Genomic DNA, 19,713 nt, shown 5'->3' with positions numbered 1-19,713 from the left:
GGTCAGTCCTCCTGCGGGTGGTGCGCCGGGAGGGGCGGCAGCACGCCGCTCGTCTCGTACCCGGTCAGCATGTCGATCCGGCGCTGGTGGCGCTCCTCCTGCGAGTACGGCGTGGCCAGGAAGATCTCGGCGAACTTGGTCGCCTCCTCCCGGGTGTGCATGCGGCCGCCGATGCTCAGCACGTTGGCGTCGTTGTGCTGCCGGGCCAGGGCGGCGGTCTGCTCGCTCCAGGCCAGGGCGGCGCGCACGCCGCGCACCTTGTTCGCGGCTATCTGCTCGCCGTTGCCGGAGCCGCCGATCACGATGCCCAGGCTGCCCGGATCGGCAGCCGTGCGCTCCGCCGCACGCAGGCAGAACGGCGGGTAGTCGTCCTCCGCGTCGTAGACGTGCGGACCGCAGTCGACGGGCTCGTGGCCGCCCGCGGCGAGCCACTCGACGAGGTGGTTCTTGAGTTCGAAGCCGGCATGATCCGAGCCGAGGTACACGCGCATGAGCCGAGTGTTTCACGACCGGCCGCCCACGGCGCGATCGGCCTGTGGACAACCGCGGTTGCCGGACGACGAACGCCCGGGGCGCCCGGCGGTACGTCCGCGGCGCCCCGGGCGTGCCCGCCGTGCCGGGATCAGCTGCTGCGGCCCACCAGCCGCCAGGTGGCCGGCAGCGCGCCCATGGCCAGGGCGGCCTTGAGCGCGTCGCCGAGGAGGTACGGCCGCAGGCCGAGGGACACGGCCTGGGACGCCGACAGGTGGGCGCTGTGGGCCAGGTAGGGCACGCCGACCGCGTAGATCACGGCCGAGCCGAGGACCATCACGCCGGCCATGCGCAGGACGGTGCGGTCGCCGCCGCGGCGGGCCAGGGCGCCGACGGCGGCGGAAGCGGCGAGCATGCCGAGGATGTAGCCGAAGCTCGGCATGGACCAGCCGGAGGAGCCGTCGGCGAACCACGGCAGCCCCGCGACGCCGGCCACCGCGTACAGCAGCAGCGAGGCGAAGCCGCGGCGGGCGCCGAGGGCGGTGCCGACCAGGAGGGCGGCGAACGTCTGGCCGGTGACGGGAACGGGCGAGCCGGGGACCGGGACGGACAGTTGCGCGGCCAGCCCGGTCAGCGCGGCGCCCCCGGCGATCAGGGCCGCGTCGCGCAGCCGGGCGCGCGAGGCGGAGGAGGCGGGCAGCAGATCGGCCAGGACGGTGCCGGCCGAGGCGGCGGGTGCGGCGGTGCTCATCGGGGACTCCGCGGGGTGAGGGTGGACGGGACTCCGTGACGCTAACGCAGCGGTACGGGGCCGATCATCGTGAGACCCCGACAAAGCCGCGATCTTCTCCTTGGAGATTTCCGTGCAGCCTCAAGGTATCGCCCGGACCTCGACCGCACCCCTGTTTCCGCAGGTGGCGTGAGCCACGTCACGTACGCGGCGAGGCTCCGGGCGGGCCGGCCCGCGGCGCCGCCGGCTGTGGGGAATCTCCAACTCCGGTTCCGCGCCTCAGGCCGGCTGGATCAGGTCCCACCGGTTGCCGTAGAGGTCCTGGAAGACCACGACCGCGCCGTACGGCTCGTAGCGCGGCTCCTCCTCGAAGACGACGCCCGCGGCGACCATCCGCTTGTAGTCGCGGTCGAAGTCGTCGGTGGTGAGGAACAGCGCGACCCGCCCGCCGGTCTGGTCGCCGATCCGCGCCTGCTGTTCCGGACCCGCGGCCTGGGCGAGCAGCAGCCCGGTCTCCCGGGAGCCGGGCGGGGCCACGACCACCCAGCGGCCGCCGTCCTCCCGTGGGGTGTCCTCACGCAGCTCGAAGCCGAGGGCGCGGCGGTAGTAGTCGATGGCTTCGTCGTAGTCGCGGACCACGACGGCCACCAGTCCGAGGTGTGGCATGGCAGCGTGGCTTTCGGTCGGCCGTCCGCGGCCGGGCGGGGGACGGACGGGTCGGGTGGGAGCGGGCGGGGACGGGCAGGTCGCGTGCGATCGGGCGGGCAGTGGCGCTCAGTCGAAGACGGGGCCCTGGGTGCGGGTCCGCTTGATCTCGTAGAAGCCCGGGATCGAGGCGACCAGCAGCGTGCCGTCCCACAGCTTCGCCGCGTCCTCGCCGCGCGGGGTGGGGGTCACGACCGGTCCGAAGAAGGCGACCTGCTTCCCGTCGGCGCCGGGGACGGCGATGACCGGGGTGCCGACGTCCTCGCCCACCTTGTCGATGCCCTCCTTGTGGGAGGCGCGCAGCGGGCCGTCGTAGGCGTCGCTGTCGGCGTGGTCGGCGAGGGACTCGGGCAGGCCGACCTCCGCCAGGGCGGCGACGATCGTCTCGCGCGTCCTGGGCAGACGCATGTTGTGGAAGCGCGTGCCGAGGGCCGTGTAGAGGCGGCCGACGACCTCGTCGCCGTACTCCTGCTGGGCGGCGGTCACCACGCGGACCGGGCCCCACGCGTCGCGCAGGAAGTCGGCGTAGCTCTTGGGCAGGGTGTCGAGCTTGTTCTCGTTGAGCACCGCCAGGCTCATCACGTGCCAGCGCACTTCGACCGGGCGGACCTTCTCGACCTCCAGCATCCAGCGGGAGGTCATCCACGCCCAGGGGCACAGGGGGTCGAACCAGAAGTCTGCGGGGGTCCTGCCGGTGCCGGTCTGCTCGGTTTCCGGTGCGGTCGCGGTCACGGGGTTGCTCCTCGGATCCTGCTGTGGTGGGACACGGGCCGGGGCGCTCTACGCGACGCACAACACATGGCGTGCGCGACGGCATTCCCCGGTGAAAGGATGCCCTGTCGGGACGACATCCCACGTCCCGGCCGTACGTGCCACCTTACGTACCACCGTACGCCGACTGTATGCACCATCACTGTATGCACCATCGAAGGAGTGCGCCTGTGCCCGGCGAGAACCTCAGCCGCGAGGAGGCCCGTGCCCGGGCCGAGATCCTGTCCGTCGAGCGGTACGACGTGGCGCTGGACGTCCGGTCGGCGACCGCGCCCGCCGAGGACGGCGGGGAGCGGACCTTCCGTTCGACGACCGTGATCGAGTTCCGCTGCTCGCGGCCGGGGGCCTCCAGCTTCGCCGACCTGTTGGCGCCCTCGGTGGCCTCCGTCCGCCTCAATGGGCGCGAACTGGACCCGGCCGCGGTGTTCGACGGCGCCCGGATCGCCCTGGACGGCCTCGCCGAGCGCAACACCCTGGTGGTGGACGCCTGGTGCGCGTACTCCCGCACCGGCGAGGGACTGCACCGCTTCGAGGACCCCGAGGACGGCGAGGTCTACCTGTACACGCAGTACGAGCCGGCCGACTCGCGCAGGGTCTTCGCCAACTTCGAGCAGCCCGACCTGAAGGCGCCCTTCACCTTCCAGGTGACCGCGCCCGAGGGCTGGACGGTGCTGTCCAACAGCGCCGCCGAAGGGGAGCCGGAGCCCGCCGAGGGCGGCGGCGCGACCGTGCGGTTCCTGCCCACCCAGCCGATCTCGACGTACATCACGGCGGTGGTGGCGGGCCCGTACCACGTGGAGGAGGACCACTACGCCCGCAACCGGCCCGACTCCTTGGCGCTCGACATCCCGCTGCGGGTGCTGTGCCGCAGGTCGCTGGCCCGGCACCTGGACGCCGACGAGATCTTCGAGGTCACCAAGCAGGGGCTGGACTTCTTCCACGACGTGTTCGACTACCCGTACCCGTTCGGGAAGTACGACCAGGCGTTCGTGCCGGAGTACAACCTGGGGGCGATGGAGAACCCGGGGTGCGTGACGTTCCGGGAGGAGTTCGTCTTCCGCGGCAAGGTGACGCGGGCGTCGTACGAGCACCGGGCCAACGTGGTGCTGCACGAGATGACCCACATGTGGTTCGGCGACCTGGTGACGATGCGGTGGTGGGACGACCTGTGGCTCAAGGAGTCCTTCGCGGACTTCATGGGGTCGTTCTCCCAGGTCGAGGCGACGAAGTACGCCGAGGGGTGGATCACCTTCGCCAACCGCCGCAAGGCGTGGGCCTACCGCGCCGACCAGTTGCCGTCCACGCACCCCGTGGTGGCGGACATCCGCGACTTGGAGGACGCCAAGCTCAACTTCGACGGCATCACGTACTCCAAGGGCGCGTCCGTGCTCAAGCAACTGGTGGCGTACGTGGGGCGGGAGGCGTTCCTGGAGGCGGCGCGGCGGTACTTCAAGCGGCACGCCTACGGCAACACCACGCTGGCCGACTTGCTGTCGGTGCTCGGGGAGACCTCCGGGCGGGACATGGCCGGCTGGTCGGCGGCCTGGCTGGAGACGGCGGGCGTCAACTCGCTGACACCTCGCGTCCTTACGGACGAGTCCGGGCGCATCACCGAGTTGACGGTGGAGCAGACGGCGGAGGCCACGCACCCAAGGCTGCGGCCGCACCGGGTGGCGATCGGGCTGTACCGGGTGGGCGCGGACGGGGCCGTCGAGCGGTACGCGCGGGCCGAGACGGACGTGGCGGGTCCGGTGACCGCGGTCGGCGAGCTCAGCGGGCAGGAGCGGCCCGACCTGGTGCTGGTCAACGACGAGGACCTCACGTACTGCAAGATGCGGTTCGACGCGGCCTCGCTGGCCACGGTCGGGGAGCGGCTGGGCGACATCGCGGACCCGCTGGCGCGGGCGCTGACGTGGTCGGCGGTGTGGAACCTCACCCGCGACGCGCTCATGCCGGCCCGCGACTACCTGCGGCTGGTCCTGCGGTTCGCCGGGCGGGAGAGCGACATCGGCGTGCTGCAGTCCCTGCATCTGCAGGCGCGTTCGGCGCTGACGCACTACGTGGCGCCCCAGGCGCGGGAAGAGGCGCGCCGGGAGCTGGCCGAGGGCGCCCTGCGCGGGCTGCGCGAGGCGGCCCCGGGCAGCGGGCACCAACTCGCCTGGGCGCGGTTCTTCGCCGCCGTGGCGTCCTCGCGGGAGGACCTGGGGCTGCTGCGCGGCCTGCTGGAGGGCTCGGCCGTGATCGACGGGCTGGACGTCGACCAGGAGCTGCGCTGGACCTTCCTGGAGTCGCTCACGGCCGAGGGCGCGGCCGACGCCGACGACATCGCGGCCGAGCGCGCACGGGACGACACCGCCTCCGGCCACCGCCACCAGGTGCGGTGCCTGGCCGCGCGCCCTTCGGCCGCGGTGAAGGCGGCCGCCTGGGCCGACGTCGTGGACTCCGACGCCCTGTCCAACGCCCTCGTCGAGGCCACGATCGCCGGTTTCGCCCAGCCCGGTCAGCGGGAGTTGACCGCTCCCTATGCGGCGCCCTACTTCGAGGTGATCGAACGCGTGTGGGCGACGCGGTCGATCGAGATCGGCATGCACGTGGTCCGCGGCCTGTTCCCCTCCGCGCAGGACCGGCCGGAGACGCTGGCGGCAGCCGACGCCTGGCTCGCCTCCCACGAGAAGGCCGCGCCCGCCCTTCGCCGCCTGGTGCTCGAAGCGCGCGACGACCTGGCCCGCGCCCTTCGCGCCCAGGAGTGCGACGGGGCGCGCGAGCGCTGACGCGCCGGTCCGGGCGGGCGCGGGTCCGCCCGGACCGTTCACCCGCGCGGGTGACGGCTCCTCGGCAACCGAACCGGTCGGCTTTAGCGCGGGCTTGTCCGGGTTTGTCGACGGCTGTGTAACAGCGGTTGGCGGGCGCTCGGGCGGCGGGAATCGTGGCCGCATGAACGGGAACACGAACGGGAACCGGTACGGCTCGCAGGCGAGGGGACCGCACCCGGAGGGCATCGGGTCGGGGTGCGGCGAAAGGGTTGTGACGGTACGTCAGCTCCGCGCGGAGGGGATGACGGCGGCCGAGATCGAGGAGCGGTGCCGGCCGGGCGGCCCGTGGCAGCAGGTGCTCCCCCGTGTGTACCTGCTGCACGAGGGGCCGCCCAGCGGCGGGGAGCGGGTGCGCGCGGCGCTGCTGTACGCGGCCGGGCGGGACGCTCGCACGCACGCTGCGATGGTGACGGGGCCGGCCGCGCTGGCTCTGCACGGCTTCTCGTGCCTGCCGCCGCTGACCGGCCTGCCCCGGATCGACGTGCTGGTGGACCGGCAGCGGCGGCTGCGGGACGCCGGGGACGTGGCCGTGCGGCGGGTCCGCGAACTGCCGCACCCGCAGGACGTGGACGGCGTGCCGTGCGCCCCCGTGGCGCGGGCGCTGGCGGACGCGGTGGACGCCCTGGACGACATCGACACCGTCCGCGTCCTGTTCGCCGAGGCGGTACGGGAGGGGCACTGCGAGGCCCGCGCGGTGGTGCGGGAACTGGCCGCCGCGGGACTGCTGGAGCGGCCGTACGTGCGCGGGGCGATGGACGTGCTGCGTGCCGAGGGGCGGGCGGTCGCCGAGGAGCGGCTGTACGCGATGGTGCACTGCCACCATCTGCCGGATCCGGTGTGGAACGTGCGCCTGACGCTGCCCGGCGGTCCGCCGCTGGGCGGAGTGGACGCCTACTGGCCCGAGCACGCGGTGGCGGTGGCGATCGACGCCTCGCTCGACGACGACGGCACGTGGTCGCGCTCCGCCCGCCGGCGCGAACGGCTGGAGGCGCTGGGCATCACGGTCGTGTACGTGACACCGGAGAAGCTGCGCGACGCCATGGAGCAGCAGGCGGTGGTCGTCCGGACGGCGCTGATGTCCTCGGCCGACCGTACGCCCGCCGCCTATGTGGTGGTCACGCCGCGCTGAACCGCCGCCTTGACGCCGGGCGCGTCCCAGGCGGCGGGCGCCGGCCCTGCCCGGCGCCCGCCCGAACCGGTCCCCTTGCCCGGGCATACAGGTGGCGGCGTACGGCGGCAGCGGCGGCGCGCGGCGCGCGGCCGTGGACAGCTCCGGCCGGGCCGCCGGGCCGAGCGGGGGCGCGCGGCGGCACGGGACGGCGCAGGCGGCGGAGCACCTGGCGGTCCCGGCGACCGCGCCCGCCGCGATGCCGCCCGCGGCGATCGGGCCGCCGCCCACCAGGGCGCCGCGGGCGCCGGCCACCTGGAGGAGCATGGCGTTGCTCACGTGGCCCGGGCCACGCCTTCGGGGCCGCCCGGGGGAGGCAGCCGTCACGCCTCGTACGCGGGCGGCGTGACGGGCCTCGCCCGGTCGCGTCCGGCCCCGCCCCCGTATCGCCTGACGTGCGGCGTGAAGGCTGAGGTGCCGTACGTGACGCGTCGCTCGCGACTGACCGGTCGTCAGTCCGGTTGCCCTGGCCGAGCCCCCGAAACGGCGCCCCGGCTACTCCCGGCCCGCGCCGGCCGTCGTCGGCGGGGTGCGCAGCAGCGCCCGCGCGGGCAGGCCGGTGGCGGCCAGGCCGAGCAGCAGGGTGCCGGCCGCCACGGCCAGGGCGGTCACCGGCGGCACGTAGGGGGACGCGCCCGTCAGGCCGCGCGCCACCGGGACGAGCGTGATCCAGGCGATCGCGCCGCCGATGGCCAGCCCGGCCACGCACACCAGCAGCGCCTCCCGGCGCATCATGCCGAGCACCTGCCGGCGGGTGGTCCCGGCCAGCCGCAGCAGCGCGACCTCGCGGCGCCGGTCCAGGACCGTCATGACCAGCGTGTTGGCCGCGGCGATCGCGGCGAACCCGCCGAGTACGGCGGCCATGACGCGGTTGGCCCAGGCGTTCAGTTCGAGGTCCTTGTCGGCCTGCGCGCGGTAGCCCGCCCGGTCGGTGACGGTCAGGCCCGGTACCCCGAGCGCGCGCAGCGAGCGCTGGACGGCCGCCGGATCGGCGCCGGGCGCGTCGTGGACCAGCACCTGGGTGTCGTACGCGGCCGCCGCGTGCGGGGCGACCGCCGCGCGCGGCAGCAGCACCTGGCCCAGGCCCAGGCCGCGGCTGTACAGGGCGACGACCCGGGGCCGTACGGTCGTGCCGTCACCGAGCCACAGCGAGAGGCGGCCGCCGACCTTCACCTTCGCCTCGCCGGCCAGCAGGGTGTCGACGGCCACTGTCGTGCCGTCGCCGGTCAGCCGGTCCAGCGAGCCGCTGGTGACGCCGAGGTCCAGGACGGCGGGCAGGGCGGACGGGTCGCCGCCGACGCCCAGGACGTTCGCCGAGTTCAGCGAGCCGCCGGCCCGGAAGAGCGCTCCGGTGCGGACCACGCCGACGGCGGAGGCCGCACCGCGTATCCGCGCCGCGCGGTCGGCGGTCCCGGCGGGCAGTCCGGCCCCGGCGGAGCCCACCACCTGGTCGGCCACCACGCCGTCCCTGATCTGCCGGGCCGAGACGTGCGTCGTCGTCGCCTGCATGCACAGCAGGGTGCCGCAGAAGGCCGTGACCAGGACGATCGGGGTGATCGCCGAGGCGAGCCTGCGGGCGGCCGCCCGGGTGTTGGCCGCCGCCAGCTCCGCGGGGGCGCCGCCGGTCAGCCGCAGCGGCAGCCCGAGGACCGCGGAGGCGAGCCAGGCCACCACGGGGCCGAGGAACGCCACGCCGGCCATGAAGCAGAAGACCACGCCCAGCGCGGTGTTCGCGGCGTCGTCGCCGTCGGTGTGCGCGGCGACCCCGGCCAGCACGCAGCCGCCGGCGACGGCCGCGGTGCCCAGGACGGTACGGATCACGCCGGGCCGCCGGCGTTCGACTGCCGCCTCGCCGAGCGCCTGGCTGGGCCGGGCCTTCGCCGGGCGGCGGGCGGCGAGGTACCCGGCGAGCAGCGAGCCCAGCAGGGCCGCGCCGGTCGCCGTCACCATGGGGATCCAGCCCACGGACAGCGTCACCCCGTGCGGCACCGCTCCCCTGGCGACGAGCTGGCCGAGCCACCAGCGGGCCAGCGCGAGGCCGGGCAGGATGCCGGCGGCGCCGGCGAGCGGCGTGACCAGGACCGCCTCGGTGGCCACCGTCCGCCGTATCTGGCGCGGGGTGGCGCCGACCGCGCGCAGGAGCGCGATCTCCCGGCCGCGCTGCCCGATGGCCAGGGCGACCGTGCCCATCACCACGAACACCGCCGTGGCCGTGGCGATACCGCCGAACGATCCGCCGATCGCCGTCAGCATCTCGCGGGCCGAGGCGAGCTCGGGCTGCTCCGCCTCGCCGCGCCCGTTCCCCGTGCGTACCTTCGCCTGTCCGCCGACGGCGGCCCGGGCCTCCTCGGCGAGCCGGTCGGTCGGGACGCCGGGCCTGCCGAACACCGCTATGGCGTCGGCCTTCCCGGGGTGCCCGCTGAGCGCGGCCGCCTGGGTGTCGGCGAAGTACGCGGTGCCCGCGGTGCCGGCGGCGACCCCGGCGATCCGGTAGGAGGCGGAACCGGCGGGGGTGGTCAGGGTGAGCGTGTCCCCCGCCGCCAGGTGCGCGGCGGCCGCCGCGGCGCGGTCGAGGACGACCTCGCCCGGGCGGGGGGCGGTGGCCGCCCCGGGGGCGTCGATGACGTGGGCCGACCAGTCCCTGCCGGTCAGCGGTGGCAAGTGCGCGGCCTGGACGGGAAAGGCCAGGTCGGGAACGGCCGCCGCGACGCCGGGGCGGGCGGCGACGCGGGCGGCCAGTGCCGCCTCCAGCCGCGGCCGGTCGGTCAGCGGCTCGGTCTCGGTGTCCTTGCCGTCGCCGTGCCCGGTCGTGAGGTGCGCCTGCGGGTCGGCGGCCACCACGACCGGCACGTGGGCGTACCGCACCGGCTCCACATGGGCGGTGACCCCGGTCTGCAGCAGGGTGCCGCAGGCGGTGACGACCGCCACCGCGAACATCAGCGCCACGAAGGTGCCCGCGAAGGACGCGGGCCGGAACCGCACGGACGCGCGGGCCAGGCCGTTCACGCCGCCGCTCCCATCGGTCCGGCGGCGGCCGCGGTCAGCGCCACCATGCGGTCGGCCACGGTCGCCGGGTCCGGCCGCGGCAGTTCGCCCGCCAGGGCCCCGTCGGCCAGGAACAGCACCCGGTCCGCGTACGAGGCGGCAACCGGGTCGTGCGTGACCATGACCACGGTCGCGCCCATGGCGTCCACGGCCTGCCGCAGCAGGCCCAGGACCTCCCGCGCGGTGCCGGTGTCGAGCGCGCCGGTCGGCTCGTCGGCGAAGATCACCTCGGGCCGGGTGATCAGGGCGCGGGCGATGGCCACGCGCTGCTGCTGGCCACCCGAGAGCCGGCCGGGGCGGCGCCGTCCGTGGCCGGCCAGGCCGACCTGTTCCAGCAGAGCTTCGGCCGCCCGCCGGTCGGGCCGCCGGCCGGCCAGGCGCAGCGGCAGCAGCACGTTCTGCTGCACCGTCAGCGACGGCAGCAGGTTGAACGACTGGAACACGAACCCGATGCGGCTGCGCCGCAGCCTGGTCAGGTTGTTCTCACTCAGCCCGGTGATCTCGGTGCCGCCCAGCCGCACCTGCCCGGCGGTCGGCCGGTCCAGCCCGGCCGCGCACTGCAGGAACGTGCTCTTGCCGCTGCCCGAGGGCCCCATGACGGCGGTGAAGCTCCCCGTGGGCAGCGCCAGGTCCACGCCCCTGAGCGCGTGCACCGCCGCGTCCTTGCGCCCGTACGTGCGGCGCACTTCCCGCAGCTCCACGGCGAACCGCGCGCCGCGCCCGTCCTCCACCCCTGCGCCCGGATCCTTCTTCCCGCGGCGTGCCATGGCCGTCCTTTCCGCACCGGTGTCCGATGTCCCTGGTGTGTCCCTGGTGTCCTTCGTCCCGCCTTCGACGCTACGGACCGGCCCGCCCCGCGAACCATGACGTCATCCGGCGTCTTGGGGTGGGGTTCTCCCCACCCGAGCCCGGGTAGGGCTCCAACGGACCGGCCGGGGACGCACGAGACGGAGCTGACATGGACCGTGGGCGGCTCGCCGGCCTGTACGGCGTGGACGTGACGTACGAACCCTCGCCCGGCAGGAGCGTGCCGGTCGGCGAGGACACCGTCGTGGCGGTGCTCGCCGCGCTGGGTGTGGACGCGAGCACCCCGCAGGCGGTCAAGGAGGCCGCCGAGGCGTACGAGCGCGCGGCGGCGAGCCTCCTGCTCCCCCCGCTGACCGTCGTGCGGGCGGGCCGCGGCACCGTTCGCGACGCCCTGGCGGCGCGGGTCCCGGCGGTCGCCGCCGGGACCGCCGAGGTGACCGTGGAGAGCCTGGGCGGCGAGCGGCTGGAGGGCACTCCCCGCACCCCCGGCCGCTACGGCCTGCGGGTCCGCGCCGGGGACGGGCGCACCGCGCGCGGCGAGCTGATCGTCGCACCGGAGCGGCTGCCCGGCCCGTCCCGGCGGACGTTCGGCTTCATGGCGCAGCTGTACTCGACGCTGTCGTCGCGCTCCTGGGGCATGGGCGACCTGGGCGACCTCGCGGACCTGTGCGCCTGGTCCGGCCGCGCCCTGGGCGCGGGCTTCGTGCAGATCAACCCGCTGCACGCGGCCTTCCCCGGGCACCCCACGGACCCCTCCCCGTACCGCCCGTCCTCCCGGCGCTTTCCCGACCCGGTCTATCTGCGGGTGGAGGAGGTGCCGGAGTACGCCTACCTGCCGCCGGAGGACCGGGAGCGGGCCGGGGGCCTGCTGCGGCGGGCCGCAGCCCTGCGCGACAGCGTGCTGCGCGAGGGCGCGCTGATCGACCGCGACGCGGTGTGGGCGCTGAAGGCCGAGGCGCTGGCACTGCTGCGCAAGGTTCCGCTCAGCCCCGGCCGGCGGGCCGCGTACGCCGGGTTCCTGGCCGAGCAGGGGCAGGCCCTGGAGGACCACGCCACCTGGTCCGCGCTGGCCGAGGTGCACGGTCCCGACTGGCGCGGCTGGCCCGCCGGACTGCGCGATCCGCGCTCCCCGCAGGTGGCCAGGGCCCGCGGTGAGCTGCTGGACCGGGTGGACCACCACTGCTGGCTCACCTGGCTGACCGACGGCCAGCTCGGTGCCGCCCAGCGCGCGGCCACGGACGCCGGGATGACGGTGGGCGTCGTGCACGACTTGGCGGTCGGCGTGCACCCGGCCGGTTCCGACGCCTGGTCGATGCAGGACGTGCTGGCCGCCGGGATGTCCGTCGGCGCGCCCCCCGACGCCTTCAACTCACGCGGCCAGGACTGGGGCCTGCCGCCGTGGCGCCCGGACGCCCTGGCCGCCGCCGGGTACGCCCCGTACCGCGACCTGGTGGCCCGGATGCTGCGGCACGCGGGCGGCCTGCGCATGGACCACGTGATGGGCCTGTTCCGGCTGTGGTGGGTGCCCAAGGGCCGCCCGCCGACCGAGGGCGCCTACGTGCGCTACGACGCGGAGGCGATGCTCGGCCTGCTGGCCCTGGAGGCGTACCGGGCCGGCGCCGTCGTCATAGGCGAGGACCTCGGCACGGTCGGCCCGGGGGTGCGCGAACAACTCGCCGACCGCGGGGTGCTCGGCACGTCCGTCCTGTGGTTCGAGCGGCGGTACGAGGGCCCGGACGCCGACCGCAGCCCCCTCCCGCCCGCCGCCTGGCGGGCCTCCTGCCTGGCCACGGCGACCACCCACGACCTGCCGAGCACCGCCGCCCGCCTGACCGGCGAGCACGTGGAGCTGCGCCACCGGCTGGGGCTGCTGACCCGGCCGGTGGCCGAGGAGCGGACCGAGGAGGCGGCCGAGGTCGCCGAATGGATCGCGCTGCTGGGCCGGCTGGGCCTGCTCCCGGAGGGCGCGGCGGACGAGGAGGCGGTCATCAAGGCGGTGCACCGGTTCCTGGCCCGCACCCCGGCCCGGATGGTCGGCGTCTGGCTGCCGGACACGGTGGGCGACCGCCGCCCGCAGAACCTGCCCGGCACCTCCGACGAGTACCCCAACTGGCGCCTGCCGGTGGCGGGCCCCGACGGCACGCCCCTCACCCTGGAGCAGTTGGCCGCCTCCCCGAGGCTGCACGCCCTCGCGGCGGAGGTCCGCGCTGCGCTGGCGGGCGGTACGGCGCCCGCGCCGCCGGGCCCGGCCGCGCAACCTCCCTCCCAGGGGTCCCGGGAGGCCCCGTCCCAGGGAGCCCCGGCGTAGCGCACCCCGTACGCGGGGCGCGCCGTTCGCAGGGGCGCCCATTCGCGGGGCACACCGTTCCTGGGGCACACCGTTTCTGGGGCACCCCGGGCGCGCGGCCCACCGGGGCGGTCACTACATTGAGGGTGTGGACAAGAAGCTCACCAAGAAGGCCGTGCGCGCAGGGGTCGTGACCGCCGGCACGGCGATAGTCATGCTGATGGCGACACCGGCGTTCGCGCTGGCCCACGACGACGGCGAGGACCCCGGTTCCGGCCTCAGCGTGGCCGAGACGCTCGGCCTGTACGTCGCCATCCCGCTCGTGCTGTTCGGGATCATCGCGGGCCTGGTCATGGTGACCGACAAGTCCCGCAAGCAGCCGCAACAGCGCGGCTGAGAGCGCACGCCGGCCGCGGGGCCGCTCCGCCGCGGGTCCCGCCGTGCGCGGGGCGCGCCCCGCGCACGCGTAGGCGTACGCGTACGGTCGCCCGCGGGCTCCGCGAAGTCGGGCGCGGCGCGCCCCGCGCACGCGTACGGGGTACGTCCGCGCGGGCGCACCTCCGCGGACCGGCGCGCGGTCACCTCGCCGGGTCCCGCCCCGCCTTGTCCGCCCGCGTCCGCGGCGCGTCGTGCGCCGGGTTCCGCGCGTCGGCCTCGGCCGTGTCGGGGGCCGTGTCCTCGTCCGCGTCCTGGGCGATGCCCCGGGCAGCGTCCTGGTCCGTCGACTGGTCCGTCTCCTGCGGCGGATTCTCGGTCGAGGACATCAGCAGCCGCAGCAGGCCGGCCAGGTCCGCGGCCTGCCGCGGGTCGAGCCCGGCCAGCGCCGCCTTCTGAAGGGCCAGGCCCGCGCCGACCGCTTCCTCGATCACCTGGAAACCGCGCGCGGTCAGCGTGATGCGCAGCGCCCGGCGGTCGTTCGGGTCGGGGGCGCGCTCCAGCAGCCCGGCCCGCTCCAGCTTGTCCAGCCGGCCGGTCATCCCGCCGGTGGTGAGCATCAAGGTCGCCGACAACTGCCGCGGTGAGAGCGTGTACGGCTCCCCCGAGCGCCGCAGCGTGGAGAGCACGTCGAACTCGCCGCGGCCGATCCCGTACCGCTGGTACTCCTTCTCCATCCGGTCGCCCATGAGCCGTGACAGGCGGTAGATCCGCCCGAAGACGGCCATGGGGAGGGTGTCGAGGTCCGGCCGCTCCGCGTTCCACTGCGCGGTGATGGCGTCGACGGCGTCACGTGTGTCCATGGAGCCCATTATCGGCCCAGCAGGCTTGACGGCGAGATAGTCGCTTGACACTAAGTTGCTTGGAGCTAAGCTACTTTGCATCGACCTACAGGAACTCTGTGATCGGGGGCTCTCGATGGCTGGTACGACGTCCGGAACGGGGAAGGGCGCGCGCGGCCGCGTCGCGCGGATACCCGGGGAGCGGGCCATGCTCGCCGCGATGGGGGTGGACTCGGTCGGCTCGGGCATGTACATCCCGTTCAGCCTGGTGTTCTTCCACCACATCACCGGGTTGTCGTTCGCCGTGGTCGGCGCGGTCATGACCGCCGTGGGGCTGGCCGGGATGGCCGCGCTCCCGCTCGCGGGGGCGGCGGTGGACCGGTACGGGGCCCGCCGCGTGCAACTGCTGCTCTACGGGGTGCGCGGCGGCGGCTTCGCGCTCTATCCGTTCGCGGCCTCGCTGCCGGCCTTCGCCGCCGTCGCCCTGGGCACCGCCTTCGGCGACCGGGCCTTCCCCGCGGTCCAGCAGTCCTTCCTCGGCGAGATCGCCCGGGGCGCCGACCGCGACCGCCTGCAGGCCGCCTCCCGCGCGCTGCGCAACGGCGGCCTCGGTGCCGGCGCCCTGCTCGCCTCCCTGATCGTCACCCTCGCCGGGGACCACGGCTTCGCGCTCGCCGCCTGGCTGAACGCGGCCTCCTTCGGCCTGGCCGCCCTGCTGACGCGACGGGTACCGGTACCGGCCGCGGCCGGGCGCGAGGCCGCCGGACCGGCCGTATCAGCCGCATCGGCCGGACCGGCAACCGGTGACGGGCCGGCAACCGTTGGCGGACCGGCCGGACCCGCGACTGGTGGCGGATCCGCAGCGGCGGGGGTCCGGCGGGCCTCGGGCTACCGGCTGGTGCTGGCGGACCGGCCCTTCCTCGGGCTCACCGCCGTCAACTTCCTCGTCGCACTGGGATATTCGGCGCTGGCGGTGCTCTTCCCGCTGTTCATCGGGAGCACGCTGGGCGCGCCGCAGGCGCTGACCGGGGCGGCCTTCACGGTGAACACGGTGCTGTGCGGGATCGGCGGGGTGGCCGTCGCGGGAGCGGTACGGCGTACGGGGGCGCGCAGGACGCGGTCGGCGGCCCTGGGCTCGGCGCTGTTCGCGGCCTCCTTCGCGGGGCTCGCGGTGCTCGGGACGGTGCGCCCGCACACCGGATGGATCGTGGTGGGCGCGCTGCTGGCCCTGGTCACCCTCTACACGGTCGCCGAACTCGTCCACAACCCGGCCGCCGGCACACTGGCGATGGCCGCCGCGCCCGACGCCCTGCGGGGCCGCTACATGGCCGCCTACCAGCTCTCCTGGTCGTTCGCCAGCACACTGGCCCCTTCCCTGTTCACCGCCCTGGTCGCGGCCGACGCCCGCCTGCCGTGGCTCCTGCTGACCGCCACGGGCCTGTCGGCGGCCGCCCTTCTCCTGCGCCTGGAACGCCGCCTGCCGCGGGAGGCGGTCCTGCTGACGGTGCCGGCCACCGTGGCCTCGGGCGGCGGCGAGCGGCGGCGCCCGCGGGCGGCCCAGGCCGCGTGACCGCCGTCCGCCGCGCCCTCAGCACACCACCGCGTACCCGGCGCACCCACCGAGCCCGCGCGGAGTGAGCTCCGCCGATCCCGCGCCGAGCCGCCCCCGAGTCCCCCGAGCCGCCCCCGAGTCCCGAGGAGAAAGACCGTGTCCCGAACCGCCGATGTCGTACTGACCGGGCTGGCGCCGGTCGCGTGGGGGTCGACGTACGCCGTGACGACCCAGTTCCTGCCCGCCGACCGGCCGCTGTTCGCCGGGCTGATGCGGGCGCTGCCCGCCGGGCTGCTGCTGGTGGCGGCGACCAGGACGCTGCCACGCGGGGCGTGGTGGTGGAAGTCGGCGGTGCTGGGGGCGCTGAACATCGGGGCGTTCTTCCCGCTGCTGTTCCTGGCCGCGTACCGGCTGCCGGGCGGGGTGGCGGCCGTGGTCGGGGCGGTGGGGCCGCTGTTCGTGGCCGGGATGTCCGCGGCGGTGCTGCGCGAGCGGCCCACAGCGCGGGCCTGGGCCGCCGCCGTCCTCGGGGCGCTCGGAGTGGCGCTCGTCGTCCTGCGGCCGGGCGCCGGGCTCGACGCGGTCGGGGTGCCGGCCGGGCTGGGCGGCGCCGCCGCGATGGCCGCGGGCACCGTGCTCACCAAGCGCTGGGGGCGCCCGGCCGGGGTGGGACCGCTGCCCTTCACCGGCTGGCAGCTCACCGCCGGTGCCCTGTTCATCGCCCCCGTCGCCCTCCTCGCCGAGGGGCTCCCGCCGGCCCTCGACACCCGCAATCTCCTCGGCTACGCCTATCTCGCCCTCGTCAACACCGTCCTGGCCTACGCCTTGTGGTTCCGCGGCATCTCCCGGCTCCCCGCCACCTCCGTCAGCCTCCTGGCCTTCCTCAGCACCTTGTCCGCCACGCTGATCGGCCGGGTCGCCCTGCACCAGTCCCTGGGCCCGGTCCAGCTCGCCGGCATGGCGCTGGCCCTGGCGGCCACCTTGTGGGGCCAGCGGCCGGCCGGGCGGACCAAGGGCGACCGGGCCCGTACGGCCGTGGACACCCCCCGCACCCGGCACTCTACGAGTGCGTGACCGCCGGGCGGCCGGCGGCACGACCGCCCTGGCCCGGGCGCAGGTTGCGGCCGAACGGGCGCCACGCCACGGCCGTCAGCACCGCCATCCCGGCCGCCGACCACCAGAACGGCGCGGTCACCCCGTACCACCGGACCAGCGGGCCGCCGATCAGCGCACCCAGCACGTTGCCGCCCAGCGCGAACGTCATGAAGGCGCTCTGCACCCGCCCGCGCAGTTCCTCGGGCACCCGCCGCTGCCGGAACGTCGTCTCGACCCCGCCGAACACCGACGAGTGGACGCCGAACGCGACGAGCACGGCCCCCGCCACCCAGCCGGTGGTGGCGCAGGCGAGCCCCACATGCGTCAGGGTCTCGATCACCAGCCCGGCCCTGAGCAGGACCGACGCCGACAGCCACGCCTGGAGCCGGGGCGCGAGGAGCGCGCCGAACACCCCGCCCACGGCGCTGGCGGACAGCAGGAACCCGTAGCCCACCTCGCCCGTCCCCAGCCGGTCGCGGGCGTAGAGGACGAGGATGGACATGCCCGCGGTGAGGGTGAGGTTCATCAGGCACAGCGCCACGGTGAGCATCCGGATCACGGGCTCGGCCCACAGCCAACGCAGCCCTTCGGCGATGTCGGCGCGTACGGAGGAGCGGGCGGGAGCAGGGGCGGGGACAGGGGGTGGGGCTGAGGCTGGGGCGGGAGCTGGGGCTGGGGCCGGTGCGTCCGGCGGGCGCTCGGCCGAGGGGGCCGGGGGCACGGCCCCGCGTTCGCGCCGTATCCCGTGCATGGTCGCCACCAGGGCGGCAGAGACGACGAACGAGGTCGCGTCCAGGCCGAACGGCACCGCCGCCGCCAGGACGAACAGGCTCGCGCCCGCCGGACGCCCGGCGAACTTGTTGAGCACGAAGTACGAGCCGTGCAGCCGCGAGTTGGCGGTCGGCAGCAGCTCGGGCGGCACGACGGCGGGCACGAGGGTCGAGGCCGCGGTCTCGGCGAGGGTCTCCCCCGTGCCGAGGACGAACGCCGTCACGTAGATCACCGGGATCGACGCGTGCCCCGACCAGACCGCCAGCGCCAGGAGGGCGGTCAGCACACCGCGGCCGGCGTCCACCGCCACGATCAGCCGCCGCTTGTCGAGCCGGTCGATGAAGACGCCGCTGACCAGCGCGAACAGCAGCCACGGCAGCTGCTGGACGAAGACCGCGAGCCCGACGAGCACCGGGTTGCCGCTGACGGACGCGACCAGCAGCGGCGCGGCCGCGGCGACCATGCCGTCGCCGAGGGTGGAGACCGAGTTGGCCGCCCACAGCACCCGGAAGTCTTTGCCGAGTCCCGTCGCCGCCATACCCGTGCCTCCCCCGCGCCGCCCGGCCAAAGGCACCGATGCTACCGGCGGCCCGGGCGCCCGCCCACGGCTTTCCGCCCGGGCGCCGGCCGCACGTGCGGGCGGGCCGGCGCCCGGGGCGGCGGCTACACGTGCGGGCGGGAACCCGGTTCCTGAACGGGGAGGGACTGGTCGGCGCCGGGCAGGGTCGGCTTGGGCAGGGTGGCGACCTCCTGCTGCGCCTCGGCGAGCTGCTGGGCGGTGTCGGTGGGCAACCGCGGGGCGGGCTGGGTGTCGGTGAAGCGGAACACCGAGGTCAGGTCACCGAAGGTGCTGCGCCGCCAGGCGGAGATGTTGGTCTCCTTCACGCCGGTGACGTGCTCCAGGAAGCGCAGGGGGGACGTGTGGTCGAAGGCTTCGCTCGCCACGTAGCCGCCGACCGTCCAGGGCGAGACGATGATCGCGGGGACCCGGAAGCCGGCGCCGATGGGCAGGCCGTTCACGTACTCGGCGGCGGTGCCGGCCGGCGCGGTGGGCGGCGGGACGTGGTCGAAGAGGCCGTCGTTCTCGTCGTAGTTGAGGATGAACGCGGTCTTGGCCCACACGTCGGGGTTGGCGGCGATGGCCTCCAGCTTCTGGGCGACGAAGTCCGCGCCGGCCGCCGGGAGGTAGTCGGGGTGCTCGGACTGGGTGCTGGTGGGGATGATCCAGGAGACGGTGGGCAGCCGGTCGGCACGGGCATCGTCCTCGAAGGTGCCGGCCGGCTGGGGGCGCACCCCCTGCTCGTAGAGCGCGGAGCCGGGCTTGGCGTTCTTGAAGGCGGCGAACTGCTCCAGCAGGTTGCAGCCGTAGTCGTCGGTCTGCTGGTACACCTTCCAGCTCACTCCGGCCGCCTGCAGGCGCTCGGCGTAGGTCGTCCAGGTGTACGGCTTGGGCGCGCTGTTGCTGATCACCGGGCCGCCCTTGGTGCCGCCGGGGTCGATGGTGCCCGTCATCCAGTACAGGCGGTTGGGCCAGGTCGGGCCCATCACCGAGCAGAAGTAGTTGTCGCACACGGTGAAGTTCTCGGCGAGCGCGAACTGGAAGGGGATGTCGTCGCGCGTGTAGTAGCCCATGACGTACGGACCGTTGGCGCCGTCCGCCGCCCGGTGGGCGGGCAGCCACTTGTCCATCCTGCCGTTGTTCCACGCCTGGTGCTGGACCGACCAGGCGTGGCTGGTGGAGGGGATGGCCTGGGCGCTGGACTTCTTGGTGTCGAGGTGGAAGGGCAGCACGTATCCGTCGGGGTTGACCGAGTCGGGCTGGTAGAAGACCGAACGGCCGGTGGACAGCTTCAGCGCGGCGGGGTCGCCGAAGCCCCGGACTCCGGACAGGGTGCCGAAGTAGTGGTCGAAGGAGCGGTTCTCCTGCATGAGCAGTACGACGTGCTCGATGTCGGCGAGCGAGCTGTTGCGGGGCGGACCTGCCGCGACCGCCCGCTGCAGGCTGGGCGGGAGCAGCGTGAGCGCCGCCGATCCGCCGATCGCCCCCGCCGCCGCGCCGAGGAGCCGGCGTCGAGTCAACTCGGCCATGGACGTTCCTCCCTAGAGCTGCCGGTGCGAGTCCTGTCGTGGACCCCTCAAAACTCTCCGGGGAGTCGGGTACGGGGCGATGGAGGTTGCCGGTGAACACGTGGCCAACGAGCAGGAGCCGGTCGGCCTCACCTTTACCGGCTTCGCCCCGGGTTTCCCTCAAACACGCCGGGACGTCACCGGAGCGGGTCCC

Annotated in this window: 14 protein-coding genes and 1 pseudogene; 6 read left to right on the top strand and 9 right to left on the bottom strand. The window is 75.0% G+C overall.

Annotated features, from left to right (window positions below):
* Nucleotides 1-2: 2 nt before the first annotated feature.
* The 4 genes from K7G61_RS01300 to K7G61_RS01285 all read right to left on the bottom strand — a co-directional run bounded on the left by K7G61_RS01300 (nucleotide 3) and on the right by K7G61_RS01285 (nucleotide 2,638).
* Nucleotides 3-491, bottom strand: a complete 489-nt coding sequence (locus K7G61_RS01300; RefSeq protein ID WP_225844593.1) for a ribose-5-phosphate isomerase — start codon at nucleotides 489-491, stop codon at nucleotides 3-5.
* 131 nt (nucleotides 492-622) lie between these two features.
* A complete protein-coding gene (locus K7G61_RS01295) occupies nucleotides 623-1,222 on the bottom strand; it encodes a biotin transporter BioY (protein WP_225844592.1) in 600 nt (199 codons plus the stop codon).
* Nucleotides 1,223-1,480: 258 nt separating this feature from the next.
* Nucleotides 1,481-1,867 (bottom strand): VOC family protein, encoded by a 387-nt coding sequence (locus K7G61_RS01290; protein ID WP_225844591.1) that lies wholly within the window; start codon nucleotides 1,865-1,867, stop codon nucleotides 1,481-1,483.
* Nucleotides 1,868-1,975: 108 nt separating this feature from the next.
* Entirely contained in the window at nucleotides 1,976-2,638 is a 663-nt protein-coding gene (locus K7G61_RS01285; protein WP_225844590.1) for a DsbA family protein, read from the bottom strand.
* A 209-nt stretch (nucleotides 2,639-2,847) separates the two neighbouring features.
* On the opposite strand from K7G61_RS01285, the gene pepN reads away from it, so the two are divergent.
* The gene (gene pepN, locus K7G61_RS01280) at nucleotides 2,848-5,448 is read left to right on the top strand and encodes an aminopeptidase N (RefSeq protein ID WP_225844589.1); all 2,601 of its coding nucleotides are present in this window, start codon (nucleotides 2,848-2,850) and stop codon (nucleotides 5,446-5,448) included.
* Nucleotides 5,449-5,611: 163 nt separating this feature from the next.
* The gene (locus K7G61_RS01275; protein WP_225844588.1) at nucleotides 5,612-6,619 is read left to right on the top strand and encodes a hypothetical protein; all 1,008 of its coding nucleotides are present in this window, start codon (nucleotides 5,612-5,614) and stop codon (nucleotides 6,617-6,619) included.
* Nucleotides 6,620-7,153: 534 nt separating this feature from the next.
* On the opposite strand, the gene K7G61_RS01270 is transcribed toward K7G61_RS01275, so the two are convergent.
* Together K7G61_RS01270 and K7G61_RS01265 are read right to left on the bottom strand one after the other, a co-directional pair.
* Nucleotides 7,154-9,664 carry an FtsX-like permease family protein gene (locus K7G61_RS01270; protein ID WP_225844587.1) on the bottom strand — a complete coding sequence of 837 codons (2,511 nt, stop codon included), beginning with the start codon at nucleotides 9,662-9,664 and terminating at the stop codon, nucleotides 7,154-7,156.
* Nucleotides 9,661-10,470 (bottom strand): ABC transporter ATP-binding protein, encoded by an 810-nt coding sequence (locus K7G61_RS01265; RefSeq protein WP_225844586.1) that lies wholly within the window; start codon nucleotides 10,468-10,470, stop codon nucleotides 9,661-9,663. The genes K7G61_RS01270 and K7G61_RS01265 overlap by 4 nt, the downstream gene beginning before the upstream one ends.
* Before the next feature lie 191 nt (nucleotides 10,471-10,661).
* Here K7G61_RS01265 and malQ point away from each other — a divergent pair, with 191 nt between their 5' ends.
* The gene (gene malQ, locus K7G61_RS01260) at nucleotides 10,662-12,818 is read left to right on the top strand and encodes a 4-alpha-glucanotransferase (RefSeq protein ID WP_225844585.1); all 2,157 of its coding nucleotides are present in this window, start codon (nucleotides 10,662-10,664) and stop codon (nucleotides 12,816-12,818) included.
* A gap of 127 nt (nucleotides 12,819-12,945) precedes the next feature.
* Nucleotides 12,946-13,194 (top strand): hypothetical protein, encoded by a 249-nt coding sequence (locus K7G61_RS01255; RefSeq protein ID WP_225844584.1) that lies wholly within the window; start codon nucleotides 12,946-12,948, stop codon nucleotides 13,192-13,194.
* A 352-nt stretch (nucleotides 13,195-13,546) separates the two neighbouring features.
* On the opposite strand, the pseudogene K7G61_RS01250 reads toward K7G61_RS01255, so the two are convergent.
* Nucleotides 13,547-14,035: pseudogene (locus K7G61_RS01250) on the bottom strand (MarR family winged helix-turn-helix transcriptional regulator); the annotation flags it as partial.
* 115 nt (nucleotides 14,036-14,150) lie between these two features.
* Here K7G61_RS01250 and K7G61_RS01245 point away from each other — a divergent pair.
* Nucleotides 14,151-15,584 carry an MFS transporter gene (locus tag K7G61_RS01245; protein ID WP_225844583.1) on the top strand — a complete coding sequence of 478 codons (1,434 nt, stop codon included), beginning with the start codon at nucleotides 14,151-14,153 and terminating at the stop codon, nucleotides 15,582-15,584.
* 138 nt (nucleotides 15,585-15,722) lie between these two features.
* A complete protein-coding gene (locus tag K7G61_RS01240) occupies nucleotides 15,723-16,640 on the top strand; it encodes an EamA family transporter (protein WP_225844582.1) in 918 nt (305 codons plus the stop codon).
* Here the strand turns inward: K7G61_RS01240 and K7G61_RS01235 are convergent.
* Nucleotides 16,627-17,970 (bottom strand): MFS transporter, encoded by a 1,344-nt coding sequence (locus K7G61_RS01235; RefSeq protein WP_225844581.1) that lies wholly within the window; start codon nucleotides 17,968-17,970, stop codon nucleotides 16,627-16,629. The genes K7G61_RS01240 and K7G61_RS01235 overlap by 14 nt on opposite strands.
* Before the next feature lie 125 nt (nucleotides 17,971-18,095).
* Nucleotides 18,096-19,520: an alkaline phosphatase family protein gene (locus tag K7G61_RS01230; RefSeq protein ID WP_225844580.1), complete on the bottom strand. Its 1,425-nt coding sequence runs from the start codon at nucleotides 19,518-19,520 to the stop codon at nucleotides 18,096-18,098.
* Nucleotides 19,521-19,713 lie beyond the last annotated feature (193 nt).

This window comes from Streptomyces sp. HPF1205 (assembly GCF_020400825.1).
In the GTDB taxonomy this organism is placed as follows: Bacteria; Actinomycetota; Actinomycetes; order Streptomycetales; family Streptomycetaceae; genus Actinacidiphila.
Note: the sequence above shows the minus strand (reverse complement) of the source record. Positions and strands in the feature narration are given on the sequence as shown.